Raw genomic sequence first — 13,656 nt, forward strand, 5'->3', positions numbered from 1 at the left:
AGATGCCAACAACCCTCCTCAGCAAGCTCGCAACCGTGCTTGTGATGTGCGCGCTCAACAGCGTGGCTTCGGCCAGCCTGTTCGGCGACGAGCCGAAGTATGTGACCGCGTCGTCCGCACCCAAGAGCCAGACCGACGAGATGATGCGGGCGAAGACCGAGGGCTGCCAGACCTGTCACACGCAAACCGATCAGGCGACGATGCATATGAACCCGGCGGTGAAGCTGGGTTGCACGGACTGTCACGGGGGCGATGCGAATGTGCGCCTCGTGCCCGGCGTTCAACGCGGCACCAAGGAGTACATGAAGCAGCAGGAGCTCGCGCACGTACTGCCGAAGTTTCCGGAGGAGTGGAATTATCCGTCCAGTGCCAACCCGCGGCGCACCTACACGCTGTTGAATCGGGAGAGCCCCGAGTTCATTCGTTTCATCAATCCGTCCGACTACCGCATCGTTCGCGAGTCGTGCGGCGCCTGTCACATGGAGATCATCGAGGCTTCCGCGCGCAGTATGCACACGACGGGCGCGATGCTGTGGGGTGGCGCGGCTTATAACAATGGCATTCTGGATTTCAAACAGTACATCCTCGGTGAGGCCTACGACCGCAATGGCCAGGGCGTGCTGTTGAAGGGACCGAAGATCCCGGATCATCTGATCAATCAGGCGGCGGTCGCCGGCATTCTGCCGCAGCTATATCCGCTGCCGTCGTGGGAAACGATTTACCCCGGTGACATCTTCCGTGTGTTCGAGCGTGGCGGACGGAACATCGCGAACCTGTTTCCCGAAACCGGTCTGCCCAATGCCGCCGGTCAGCTGCAACGAATCGAAGAGCCGGGGCGGCCCGATTTCCGTCAATCCAATCGCGGCCCGGGCACGGGTGCTCGCATCGCGGTGCCGGTCATCAATATCACCAAGACGCGGTTGAACGATCCGCTGCCGTGGTTCATGGGCACGAACGACCAGCCGGGCGACTTCCGGCATTCGGGCTGCGCGTCCTGCCACGTCGTGTATGCGAACGATCGCGACAAGCGTCATTCGAGCATCTACGCGAAGTTCGGTCATGAAGGCCTGACGCGCACCGTCGATCCGACCATCAGCAAGAGCGAGCCCGGTCATCCGCTGACGCATTCGTTGACGCGCTCGGTACCGACCAGCCAGTGCATGGTCTGTCACATGCATCAGCCGAACATGTTCATGAACAGCTTCCTCGGCTACACGATGTGGGACTACGAGTCCGACGCGCCGTTCATGTGGCCCGAGCAACAGCAGTACCCGACCAGCGAGCAGATCCGCAAAGTCCTGGATCGCAATCCGGAAGGCGCGGCGACGCGGGGCAAATGGGCGGACGTGAACTTCCTGAAGCAGGTGTCGGAGCTCAATCCGCAGCTCAAGGACACGCAGTTCGCGGACTATCACGGCCACGGCTGGAACTTCCGCGCAGTGTTCAAGCGAGATCGCAAGGGCAATCTGCTCGACGCCAACAACAAGGTGGTGAGCGACGAGGATCCGCAGAAGTTCAAGAAGGCGGTCCACATGTCGTCCATTCACGTCGACGTGGGCATGCAGTGCGTGGACTGCCACTTCTCGCAGGACAATCACGGCAACGGCTACATCTATGGTGAGGTTGCCGCCGCCGTCGAGATCGACTGCAAAGACTGCCATGGCACGGCACTGCAGCTGCCGAACTTGTACACGTCGGGTCCGGCCGCGTTGGGTGGCGGCGTGGACATGACGACGCTGCGCACGCCGGATGGCCGCCGGCGCTTCGAGTGGGTCGGTGACACGCTGTATCAGCGCTCGATGATGGAGGCGGGCGTCGAATGGCGCATGAGCCTGGTGAAGCGCTCGGTGGATCCCAACAGCGCGGAGTACAACCCGAAGGCGGCGCGTGCCAAGCTCATGAGCAAGAACACGTCGTCGCTGGAGTGGGGCAAGGGCGTCGCGCCGAACAACCTCGCGCACACCGATGAGAACGTCGAGTGTTATACGTGCCACACGTCGTGGACCACGAGCTGTGGCGGCTGTCACTTGCCGATCGAGGCGAACGCCAAGACCGAGCGTCATCACTACGAAGGCGGCGAGACGCGCAACTACGCGACGTACAATCCGCAGGTCGCGCGTGACGACATGTTCCTGCTCGGTCGTCGCGAGCCTGCCGCCGGCGGCAAGATCGCGCCCGTGAGATCGAGTTCGGCGCTGGTACTGTCGTCGACCAACGCGAACCGCGAGAAGATCTATATCCAGCAGCCGCCGATCGCGGCCAGCGGCTACAGCTCGCAGGCGTTCAACCCGCATTACCCGCATACGGAGCGCAAGACCGAGACCAAGACTTGTACCGATTGTCACCTGTCGAAGGAGAACGACAACAACGCCATCATGGCGCAGCTGTTGGCGCAGGGAACCAACTTCATCAACTTCGTCGGCTACAACGCGTACGTGGGCGGTCAGGGGCAGATCAGCGCGGTGAACGTGACCGAGTGGGATGAGCCTCAGGCCGTCATCGGCAGCTATCTGCATCGCTATGCCTATCCGGACTGGTTCGCCGCTCACAACAAGAACGATCGCGAGCTGAAGAATGGCTACAGTCACAGCGCGGGCGAGGTGAGGTGTCTGCAGTTGCGTGGCGAATATCTGTATGTCGCCGAGGGACGCGGCGGCCTGCAGGTGTACGACGTGGCGAGCCAGGGTAACAAGGGCGTGTCACAACGATTGATCACGGCACCGTTCAGCCCGTTGGGTCACGATACCCAGGTCAATACGAAGGACGCGACGTGCGTGGCGCTGCCGACCAATCAGCCGATTCATCCGCCGCGTAACAACGGCGAGAAGATGCGGGTGGCAAACCTCGAGCAGCCGATTCATCCGCTCTACAACTACGCGTACGTGACGGACTCGAAGGAAGGACTGATCCTGGTCGACGTGAACACGATGGCTGACGGCGAGCCGCGCAACAACTTCCTGAAGCGTGCGGTGACCTGGAATCCGGGCGGTGTGCTCAACGGCGCGCGTCACATCACCGTCGGCGGCTATTACTTGTACATCACGACGGCGAAGGGCGTGGCCATCGTCAGTGTCGATACGCCGAAGAACCCGGTGCTGATCGCGGAGATTCCGCTGAAGGATGCGCGTTCGACGGCCTTGCAGTTCCGTTATCTGTTCGTCACCGACGCCGAGGGCTTGAAGACCGTCGATGTGACAGATCCGAAGGCGCCGCGGCTCGTGCCGGACAACACCATTCGTATCAAGAACGCGCAGCGCGTGTTCGTCGCGAGAACGTACGCGTACGTCGCGGCGGGCAGCGATGGTGTCGTGATCGTCGATGCAGAGCGGCCGGAGCGAATGTTCGAGTATCAACGCTTCACGGCCGGCGGCAAGATCACCGATGCCCGTGATGTGATCGTCGCGACGACCAATGCTTCGTTGTTCATGTACGTGGCGGACGGCGAGGGCGGCCTCAAGGTGGTGCAACTCACGTCGCCAGCCTCACAGCCGAAGTTCTATGGCTTCAGCCCCGATCCCAAGCCGGAGCTGATTGCGATGTATTCGACCAGCAAGCCGGCGCTGAGCCTTTCCAAGGGCCTCGAGCGCGATCGCGGCGTGGACGAGACGGGCGGTCAGATCGCCGTCTTCGGTCGCCGCGGCTCGCGACCGCTCAACCTGGAAGAAATGCGCAAGCTGTTCCTGGATGACAACGGGCAGCCGTGGTATGTCACCGACCAGGTAGAACAGAGGGTCTCGCGACAATGATAAAACAGCGACGCGGGCATCCTGCCACTCGCGCTGTGGCGCCGGAGAAAAGGCGCGACTTTTCCCCGGCGCTCGCCGCCTGCGGCGTCGGGCACGTCCATGTGCCTGGGGGTGCCATGTGCAAGGTTCCGTAACTCGTCGCACGCCGTGGATGGTCGCGGCGTTAGTGGGGGTGAGCGTGCGCGCGCTCGCCATCGAGCCGGGTATTGCCGATTACAAACATATGGGGGTGGCGAGCTGTGCCACCAGCGTGTGTCACGGCAAGCTCGCGCCGCAGTCAGACAAGGACGTGGCGTTGAACGAGTACCGGATCTGGCAACAGGAAGACCGGCACGCGCAGGCGTTCCGAACGCTGGAGCTGGCCGAGTCCAAACGCATCGCCACCAATCTCGGACTGCCGAATGCGACCGCGGCCAGGATTTGTCTCGACTGCCACGCCGACAATGTGCCGTCCGACAAGCGCGGCCCGAAGTTTCAGATGAGCGACGGCGTGGGCTGCGAAGCGTGCCACGGTGGCTCGGAGAAATGGCTCGAAAGCCACGCGACCGAAACCGCCACGCATAAGGACAACGTGGCGCGCGGCATGTATCCAACGGAGCAGCCGCTGAAACGGGTTCAGGTGTGCCTGGGATGTCATCTCGGCACCAAGGATCAATTCGCGACGCACGCCATCATGGGCGCCGGTCATCCGCGCCTGAGCTTCGAGCTCGAGGCTTACACCACCAATCAGCCGGCGCATTTCATCGTCGATGAGGACTACAACGAACGCAAGGGCGAGATCCCCGGCATGAACCTGTGGGTCACCGGCCAGATCGAAACCACGCGTCGCTACCTGTCGCTGTTGCAAACAAACATGTTCCATGCGGGCGACATGTTTCCGGAGCTGGCGTTCTACGATTGCCACAGCTGCCATCATCCGATGGACAAGATCCGCTGGAATTCGGCGCGCGCGGGCGCCGGCATCAAGCCGGGAACGGTGCGTTTGCAGACCCAGAATCTCATCGTGTTGCAGGCCCTCACCGATGCTTTCGAACCCTCCGCGACCGCGCAGCTCGCCGATCTGACGAACGCGCTCATTCGCGCCGGGCAGCGCGATCGTGCCGCGGTGAGCGAGGCGGCGAAGGCGTTGCTGAACTGGCTGGGCCCGCGCGATGCGCTCGCTCGTAAACAATATTCGAGCGCCGATGTAATTAAGATGCGCAAGACGCTCGCTCGTTGGGCGGCGACCGACAAAGCAGGCGACTATGCGGCTGCGGAGCAGATCGTGCTGGGGCTGGAGAGCCTGAGTTACACGATCGGCGATCGCAACAGCAAGAAGGCGGCGCTGGATGCGCTGTACAACGCGGTCAAGAACGACACGACGTTCAGCCCGCAACAATTCGCCGCTGCCGCGGCCAACGCGCAAAAATCATTCTGAACGAGCCCCACCGTGCGCTTCCCAGCCGCCAGCAAACGATTCTCCGGACGGACTCACCCGGGCCGTCGCGGCGGTCCGAATGAAGACGTGATCGGTTGGGACGAGGCCAGCCACTTCTGGTTCGTCGCCGACGGCATGGGCGGGCATGCCAGCGGCGACGTGGCCAGCCGCGTCGTGAAAGAAACATTGCTGGGCGAGGCGTTGACGCTGCCGCTGGTGGATGCCCTGAAGAAGGCGCATGAAACGGTGCTGGCAACCGCAAAGACGAATACTGCTTACGACAACATGGGTTCGACCGTCGTGGCGACGCGCATCGTTGAGCGCGAGGCGGAGATTGCCTGGGTCGGCGACAGCCGCGCGTATCTGTGGCGTGCCGGTTCGTTGAGTGCGCTGACGCGCGATCACTCCTATCTGGAAGTCCTGCGAGTCCAGGAGAATCTTTCCGAAGAGCAACTGCGCGGTCATCCCAACCGCAACCTGGTCACCCGGACGCTGGGCATCGGTACGCCGGAGCCGTCGACCGCGAAACTGCCTCTGAAACGGCGGGACTGGCTGCTTCTGTGCAGTGACGGGCTCAATGACGAGCTGGAGGATCGTGAGATCGCCGAAGTGTTGCGTACCCATACGGAGCTGGAGGAGGCCACGGAGGCGCTGATCGATGCGGCGCTCGCCAAAGGCGGGCGGGACAATGTGAGCGCGGTGGTCGTCGAGTACGACGGGCCGGACGCGGTCGAGGTTTCGAGCGGGATGTCGCAGAAACTCAGGCCGATGTTACCTATTATTGGCGGTATGGCCGCCGCCACGCTTGTGGCGGTCTTGTGGTGGTGGTTCTATGGTCGCTGAATCCAACGCAGTCCTGATCAAGGTCGGCAACAGCCGCGAGATCCAGGTGAAGCAGGAAACCGTACTGGGCCGGCAGGCCGAGTGCGACGTGCTGCTCACCGAAGGTCATACGTCCCGGCGGCACGCCAGACTGGTGCAAGCCGAGGATGGCTATTGGCTGGAGGACCTGGGCTCCTCCAACGGCACGTTCATCAACGGCAATCGAATCTCGGGTCGGGTGAAAATCGCCTCGGGCGACCGGCTGCGTTTCGACGTCGAAGAGTTCGACTTCCGTATTCCGTCGCAGGGAGCTGCACCGGTGGCGCTCGATGAGAGCAAGACGGTGTATCGGGCGCCGGAGTCGGCGGCGGTCGTGGCTGAGAGCAGCGGTGTGTTCAAACGGCCGGGCGCGTGGGCGGATCCGGATGCGATGGGCGATGCCGGCATCCACAAGACCAAGTTCATCGATCCCGCCCAGATGAAACAAATGGCCAGCAGCACCGCGCCGGTCGCGGCGGCGCCCAGCTCGGTCGATGGACCGCATCTGCAAGTGGTGTCCGGGAGCCGCACCGGATTGAACATTCGCCTGGCGGTCGGCGACTCGGGCAATGCCGAGTGGACCATCGGCAGTCAGACGGATCGCGAAGTGCAGTTCATGGATAGCGGCGTGTCGGCGCTGCACGCCAAGATCGTCAATGAAGGCGAGCGCTGGAAAGTGCTCGATCAGATGTCGGCGAACGGCACGTTCGTCAATGGCAAGCGGGCCAATGTGAGTTATCTCGCCTCCGGCGATCGCGTGCGCTTCGGCCCGGTCGAATGCGTGTTCCGCACCGATGCCAGCAGCGCCCCCATCACCGCCACTCAGCGCATCGCCGATGCGAGCGTAGGCGAGGAGACCAAAGGCCGGAACCTCGTGGTCGCGACGGTCGCGTTCCTTGCGACCATCGCCGTGCTGTTCGTTGTCTATAAATTCTTGCTGGCGAAGTAGTCAGGTATCGCGGCTGCGCATCGCCGCCTCTCCGGCATCCGACACCTCAACCCACTTCGGATCCGGCGGCGCCTCCGCGACGTAGCTGTCGTGCCAGTTCCACCACTTGTAAGGCCGGCTCTGCGGATAACCCTGCGGCGATTTCTCCCATTCCTCCTGCCGCCCCAGCGCCGTCATATCCAAGAAGCTCCACACCGTACCGATCGACTCATCGCCGCGGCTGTTGATGAAGTACGTGCGGAAGATCCGATCGCCGTCGCGAATGAACGCATTGTGGCCGTGCCACTCCGCCACGCCGAAGTCGGCATCGAAGCGGTCGGTGATGGTGTACCAGGGAATGTGCTGCCACCCCATTTGTGACTTCAGCCGCTTGATGTCAGCTTGCGGTGCTCGAGACGCATACGCGAGCGTCGTGTCGCGGGCGTGGAGGTGGGAGAGGTGTGAGACCTGGTCCGCGACCATGGAGCAACCGATGCACGCGTGTTGCGGCCAGCCGTGTACGCCGGGCTCGAAGAATGCGCGATAGACAATCAGCTGCCGACGGCCTTCGAATAAATCGAGCAGGCTCACGCGGCCCTTGGGCCCATCGAAGAAGTATTTGTTTTCAACCGCGACCCAAGGCATCTGCCGGCGCTCCGCCATGAGAGCGTCGCGGGCGCGAGTGTGGGCCTTTTCCTTGGCGAGCATCCGCTCGCGGGCCGCTTCCCACTCCTGGGCCGACACGATTGAGGGCGTATTGGGGGGTAATTGGGTCGTGCTCATCGAAACCTCCGAGGGCGATTCGGGGGAAGTGTCGCCCTTACGGAGCACAACGCGGGAGTAACAAATACGGCGGGCTAGAGCAGTGTCAATAAATGCTTGGCGGCGGCCGGATTGTGCTGTTTGGCGCCGCTGATGAAGAAGATAAAGACGTCGCGGGGTTTCTTCGGCGGCTTTGCGGTCGTTACATACGGCAGATCCGACGGAGTGCCACCTTCCGCCCACAACTTCGCGCGCTCACTCCACGCCTGTAGATCGGGTTTGGAGTAGCCAGTCGGCTCCGTCTCTTCCGTCTTGCGAAGTCGCGCGTAAACGAAATCAGCGGTCACGTCGGCGAAGTTCGGAAACTCGTCGGTGTGGGCGTACACCGTCGCGACCGAGTACTTCCGGGCCAGTTCCACATAGGCTGGATCCATGAAGGTCTTGTGCCGTACCTCGAGCACGTGCCGCAGCGGCAGATCGTCGAGTGTGTGGGGCAGGGCTGCGAGAAATCTCTCGATGTCCTCGGCGTTGAAGTGCAGGCTGGGCGGGCATTGCCACAGGATGGGCCCGAGCTTCGGCCCGAGCGACGACAGGCCGCTCGCGAGAAAACGAGGCATCGACGGCACAGCCTCCGACAGCACCTTGCGATACGTGAGATAGCGTGGCGCCTTGATGGAGAACACGAAGTCATCGGGTGCATCGTCGCGCCACTTGGCGAACACCTCCGGCTTCTGCAGCCGGTAGAACGTGCCGTTGATCTCGATGGCCGTGACCTGCCGGCTCGCGTAGTGGAGCTGGGATTTCTTGGGCAGGTCGGCAGGGTAGAAGGTCTCTTCCCAGGGCTCGTAGGTCCAGCCGCCGATGCCGGCGCGGATGCTTCCCCTCTTGTTGCTCATGAAAACCTCAACGCACCAGATGACGGACCGGGAGGCGCGACGAACGCTTGATGGTATTGAGCACGATGCTCGAATGCACGTCGCGGACCGCGCGAATGGCCATGAGCTTCTTCAGCACGACGTTGCTGAGCTGCTCCAGATCCGGGACGACCACTTGCAGCAGCAGGTCGTAGGCGCCGGTCATGGCGTGACAGCTCACCACTTCTTCCATGCTGTCGACGGCGCGGCGGAACTGTTCGATGTTCTCATCGGTGTGACGCGTCAGACGGACCTGCACGAACGCCTGCACCTTCAAGCCGAGCCGGCTCGGATCGATGACGGCCGTGTATCCCTGGATGATGCCGTCTTGTTCCATGAGCTTCACCCGGCGGGCGCAGGGCGTACTCGAAAGTCCGACCTCTTCGGCCAGGTCGACGATGGATAAACGGCCGTCGCTTTGCAGCTCGGTGAGGATGGCGGCGTCGTAGCGGTCCAGGTCCATTTTACAGCTCGGAGTGGAATCGCCTAATTCGGCGGGTTGGCGTGGAGACTATCACCAATCCGGGGGGTAAATCCTGGGTGACTTTGTTGATTTCCGCTCAGGGCTCAGGCGTAGGCTGGCGCCCGCGGCCAGAACTGCCGCTTGATGCAAGACTCCAGTACATGAGCGCAGAACGACATTCGCTATTCGGCACCGGCGTTGGCAGTGGGACCCGGCAGCATCCGCAGCCTGACTGGCAGCGGGTAGTGCATACAATTCTGTTGTCGCGTGCCCTCGATGAGCTGGAAGAGACGCAGTTGCTGCCGGCGCGCAAGATCCTCTATCAGTTTACGGCGCGTGGCCACGACGTGACGCAGGTGTTACTCGGGCAATTGATGACCGGTGCCCGCGATGGCATGGGTGTGTATTACCGCTCGCGGCCGTTGCTGCTCTCGGTCGGTCTGTCGCTCAAGGACGCGTTGGCATCGACCATGATGCGTTCGGGCAGCGTGAGCGATGGTCGCGATATCGGTGTGGTGTTCAATTTGCCGAAGCGCGATGGAGTCTGCGTGTTGCCAGCCTGTGGTGGCGTGGGCGCGCAGTACACGCCGGCGATCGGTTGGGCGCAGTCGCTGCAGTATCGAGCGCAGGTTCTGAAGGAAGCCGAGGCCAATGGCAGCATCGCCGTGGCTCATGGTGGCGACGCCTCGGTCGCGACCAATGGTTTCTGGGCCGCGTTGACGATTGCGACCACGCAGCGTCTGCCCATCCTGTTCTTCATCGAAGACAACGGTTACGGCATCTCGGTGAAGTCCGACTTTCAGACGCCCGGTGGCAACATCGCCGCCAATCTCTCGGGCTTCAAGAATCTGCGCATCATCGAAGGCGACAGCGCCAGGCCGGTCGAAGCCGCGAACCTGCTCGCCGAAGCGGTGACCGCCGTGCGCGCCGGCGAAGGACCGGTGCTGATGCGAATGCTGGTGCCGCGCCTGTCGGGCCATTCGGGTCAGGACACGCAGACCTACAAATCGCCCGAGGAAATCAGCGCCGAGCGAGCTCGCGATCCGCTGGTCAAGTTGCGTGCGCAGCTCGTGCCGAGCGTGATTTCCGAAGATGCGTGGAAGGCGCTCGAACAGCGGGCTCATGACGATGTGCAGGCCGCGCTGGCCGCCGTCGAGGCGAGCGCGGTGCCCGATGTCACGCGTTCGACGAGCCACGTCTTCTCCGAAAACAAGGCGGATGGCAGTGTCGATCTGCAGCAGCAGGGCGGCTTGTTGAATGCGGGTGTGAAGCACCCCGAAGGCAACGAGACGCCGCGCTCGGAAGGACCGCGCATCAACATGGTCACGGCGATTCGTCGCACGTTGGAGCATGAGTTGAGCGTCAATCCGCGCGTCGTCGTGTTTGGCGAAGACGTTGGTCGCAAGGGTGGCGTGCATGCCGCGACGCTGGGATTGCAGGAGAAGTTCGGCGCATCGCGCGTGTTCGATACGAGCTTGTCGGAAGAGGGCATCATCGGTCGCGCGGTGGGCATGGCGCTGTCGGGCCTGATGCCGGTGCCGGAGATTCAGTTCCGTAAGTACGCCGATCCGGCCGTCGAGCAGTTGAATGACTGCGGCACCATGCGTTGGCGCACGGCGAATCGTTTCGCCGCACCGATGGTGGTGCGCATGCCGGGCGGCTTCTTCAAGTGCGGCGATCCGTGGCACAGTCAGAGCAACGAAGTGCAGTTCGTGCACGCGATCGGCTGGCGGGTTGCGATGCCTTCGAATGCCGAAGACGCCGTGGGCCTGTTGAGAAGCGCGCTGCGTGCCAACGATCCGACGATCTTCTTCGAGCACCGCGCGATGCTCGATGGTGCCTGGGCGCGTCGTCCGTATCCGGGCGATGATTTCATCGTGCCTTTCGGCAAAGCCAAGCAGTTGCGTGCGGGCTCCGAGCTCACGGTTATCAGCTGGGGCGCCATGGTCGAGCGTTGCGAGCAGGCGGCGGAGGAATCGAGCGTCGATGTTGAACTGCTCGACCTGCGCACGCTGATGCCGTGGGATCGCGAGGCCGTGCTGGCGTCGGTGCGCAAGACGCGTCGTTGCCTGATCGTTCACGAGGACAATCTCACCGCCGGCTTCGGTGCCGAGATCGCCGCCACGCTGGCGAAAGATGCGTTCTTCGATCTCGACGCGCCCATCGAACGCGTCACCATGCCGGACGTGCCGAGCCCGCACAGCCCGCTGTTGCTCGACTCGGTGGTCCCGAGTGTCGCCCGCATCACTGACACCATCCGTCAGCTCGCCAGCATCTGATCGAGAGACTCACAATGACAACAATCGAAGTGCGCGCACCGAGCGAGCAGTCCGAAGGCACGCGTTCGCAGGTTCAGCGCTGGTTGAAGAACATCGGCGAGACGGTCGTGGAGAACGAACCGCTCATCGAAGTGGAGACCGACAAGGTCACCATCGAAATTCCGGCACCCGCCGGCGGCGTGCTGCGCGAAATTGTTAAGCACGAACAGGAAGAGATCGAGCCGGGCGAATTGCTGGGTTGGATTGCGTCAGCCCAAGCGGCTGCTGAAGAAGCGCCAGCGCCAGCAGCGGCAAGTGAGGCCGCTGCTTCGACTCGGCCGGCCGCACCGGGTGCGGAGATTCGGATGGCGGCGCTGGCTGCTCACGCCGAAGCATTGTCGACCGGTCGTAGCAGCCCGGCCGTGCGTCGATTGATCGCCGAGCATGGGCTCGAATCTGCGCCGATTCGTGGCACAGGGGCGGGCGGACGAGTCACTGTTGACGATGTGCTCGCATACGTCGCTGACCGGCGAACAAACAGCGGAGCGGCCCCGAAGCAGAAAGCGTCGTTGCCGACGGAAGCGGAAGCTGCCGTTGCCGGTCGCCGGATTCCGCATTCGACGATGCGCAAGCGCATTGCCGAGCGCATGGTCGAGAGCCTGTTGCAGACGGCGCCGCACGTCACGACGGTGTTCGAGGCCAACATGTCCGCGGTGATCGCGCATCGCGCGGCTCACAAGGATGAGTTTCAAAAGCAGGGCGTTGCGCTGACTTTTACGGCGTATTTCCTCGCGGCGTGCGTGGATGCGATTCGCGAAGTGCCCGAGGCGAACAGTCGCTGGACCGACGATGCGCTGATCGTTCCGGACACCATCAACATCGGTGTCGGCACGGCGCTCGAAGGCAAGGGGCTGGTGGTGCCGGTGGTTCGCAACGTGCAGGGGCTGGACCTGCTCAGCATCGCTCGCGAGCTGGGTGAGCTGGTCGATCGTGCCCGTAACGACAAGCTCACGCCGGGCGATGTCCGCGATGGCACGTTCACGATCTCGAATCACGGCGTGAGTGGCAGCCTGGTCGCGACGCCCATCATCATCAATCAGCCGCAGTCGGCGATTCTGGGCGTCGGCAAGCTGGAGAAGCGGGCAGTCGTCGTCACCGAGAATGGCGAAGATCGCATCGTGATCCAGCCGCGTTGTTTCATCACGCTGACGCTGGATCATCGCGTGATGGACGGCCATCGTGCGAACCGGTTCCTGCAGGTGCTGGTGGAGCGTCTGGAGAACTGGAAAGACTAGGCCAGCTGCGTGTCGCCGCCGCCGATGGTGGCGTCGACCGCGGGCAATCCGCCGAAGCGTTGGAAGATCTCCGCGGCCGGTGCCGGCAGGGCGCCGGCCTGCGTTTGCACTGTCGCGGACAGATATTGTTCCGACGCCGGAAACACTTTCGCGTACAGATCGCGGCAGAGCTTCTGCGCATCTGTGCCAGCCCAGTCCTCCGGCAGCAGCGCCGCGGGCAGCAAAGGATCACGCAAATGAATCTTGCGGTATTCGTGCAGGAGCAGGGTGCGAAGGAGGAAGGCCACGTCGCCTGCCATCGGCGCCTCGTCCAGCGACGTCGCGACCGGCGAGAACATGTCGATGAAACGTTTGTAGCGACGGCCCAGATCGTCCAGGTCCCAACCCATCGCGACCAGGTTGGCGCTCGCCGCCTGCGACAGGATGGAGCCTTTCATCACGATCAGCTGCCCGGCCGCTTGCAACTCCTCCAGACGCGCATTGATCGCCGAGGCCTGGTCGGTGGGGTGAGCAAAGACCCCGGGCGTGATCTGACCAAAGCCCAGCCAGGACAGTTCATCGCGCAGATCGTCGCGTCGGGTCTTCAGCGTCGGCGGCACGATCGCCAGGGTCCACAGGCCGTCCCAATCCTGCGGAGGCGCGCCATAGATTCGTTGAGTCGCTTCGGCGAAGCGGGCACGGCCGTTGGTGGTGAGGCTGTAGAAGCTGGCGCGGCCGCTGCGCTCGAAGCTCACCCATTCCTCATTCGCCAGTCGACCGATCGAGGTGCGCACCAGCCGCTCGGTCAAGCCGAAGGGCATGGCCAGCTTGATCAGGCTGGCCAACGCGATGGTGCCGCCGCGAGGCGCGATGGCATCGCCCAGGATCGTGACCAGCAACGAGCCGCCGCGAAGCGGGCGTTGCCGCCGGAAACGGGCGACGAGGGCGTTGGTGCGAGTGACGAAAGCCGAGTTCGATTTTGCTGACATGGATGCGCATGGTAGCGCAGGCGGCGTTGCTTAATCTGACACAG

The 13,656-nt window shown here is 63.0% G+C and carries 10 protein-coding genes; 6 read left to right on the forward strand and 4 right to left on the reverse strand.

Going from position 1 to position 13,656, the window contains the following annotated elements; translation table 11 throughout:
* The first annotated feature begins 2 nt into the window (after positions 1-2).
* The 4 genes from EKO19_RS23885 to EKO19_RS23900 all read left to right on the forward strand — a co-directional run bounded on the left by EKO19_RS23885 (position 3) and on the right by EKO19_RS23900 (position 6,973).
* Positions 3-3,746, forward strand: coding sequence for an LVIVD repeat-containing protein (locus tag EKO19_RS23885; protein WP_157995412.1), 3,744 nt, complete (start codon positions 3-5; stop codon positions 3,744-3,746).
* A gap of 118 nt (positions 3,747-3,864) precedes the next feature.
* Positions 3,865-5,163, forward strand: coding sequence for a multiheme c-type cytochrome (locus tag EKO19_RS23890; RefSeq protein WP_129779267.1), 1,299 nt, complete (start codon positions 3,865-3,867; stop codon positions 5,161-5,163).
* Positions 5,164-5,175: 12 nt separating this feature from the next.
* Positions 5,176-6,006 carry a PP2C family protein-serine/threonine phosphatase gene (locus EKO19_RS23895; RefSeq protein WP_129779269.1) on the forward strand — a complete coding sequence of 277 codons (831 nt, stop codon included), beginning with the start codon at positions 5,176-5,178 and terminating at the stop codon, positions 6,004-6,006.
* A complete protein-coding gene (locus EKO19_RS23900) occupies positions 5,996-6,973 on the forward strand; it encodes an FHA domain-containing protein (protein ID WP_129779270.1) in 978 nt (325 codons plus the stop codon). Before EKO19_RS23895 ends, EKO19_RS23900 begins: the two co-directional genes overlap by 11 nt.
* Here EKO19_RS23900 and EKO19_RS23905 read toward each other — a convergent pair whose 3' ends face one another.
* The 3 genes from EKO19_RS23905 to EKO19_RS23915 all read right to left on the reverse strand — a co-directional run bounded on the left by EKO19_RS23905 (position 6,974) and on the right by EKO19_RS23915 (position 9,091).
* Positions 6,974-7,735 (reverse strand): DUF899 domain-containing protein, encoded by a 762-nt coding sequence (locus EKO19_RS23905; protein WP_129779272.1) that lies wholly within the window; start codon positions 7,733-7,735, stop codon positions 6,974-6,976.
* A 74-nt stretch (positions 7,736-7,809) separates the two neighbouring features.
* Complete coding sequence (locus EKO19_RS23910; protein WP_129779274.1) at positions 7,810-8,610, reverse strand: DUF72 domain-containing protein; 801 nt, start codon at positions 8,608-8,610, stop codon at positions 7,810-7,812.
* A 7-nt stretch (positions 8,611-8,617) separates the two neighbouring features.
* Complete coding sequence (locus EKO19_RS23915; protein WP_129779276.1) at positions 8,618-9,091, reverse strand: Lrp/AsnC family transcriptional regulator; 474 nt, start codon at positions 9,089-9,091, stop codon at positions 8,618-8,620.
* Between the two features lie 161 nt (positions 9,092-9,252).
* Here EKO19_RS23915 and EKO19_RS23920 point away from each other — a divergent pair, with 161 nt between their 5' ends.
* Complete coding sequence (locus EKO19_RS23920) at positions 9,253-11,370, forward strand: transketolase C-terminal domain-containing protein (protein ID WP_129779278.1); 2,118 nt, start codon at positions 9,253-9,255, stop codon at positions 11,368-11,370.
* A 14-nt stretch (positions 11,371-11,384) separates the two neighbouring features.
* Complete coding sequence (locus tag EKO19_RS23925) at positions 11,385-12,644, forward strand: dihydrolipoamide acetyltransferase family protein (protein ID WP_129779280.1); 1,260 nt, start codon at positions 11,385-11,387, stop codon at positions 12,642-12,644.
* Here EKO19_RS23925 and paaX read toward each other — a convergent pair.
* Positions 12,641-13,612, reverse strand: coding sequence for a phenylacetic acid degradation operon negative regulatory protein PaaX (paaX, locus tag EKO19_RS23930; protein ID WP_129779282.1), 972 nt, complete (start codon positions 13,610-13,612; stop codon positions 12,641-12,643). The genes EKO19_RS23925 and paaX overlap by 4 nt on opposite strands.
* Positions 13,613-13,656: the final 44 nt, after the last annotated feature.

Source organism: Peristeroidobacter soli (genome assembly GCF_004138485.1).
Taxonomy (GTDB): domain Bacteria; phylum Pseudomonadota; class Gammaproteobacteria; order Steroidobacterales; family Steroidobacteraceae; genus Steroidobacter; species Steroidobacter soli.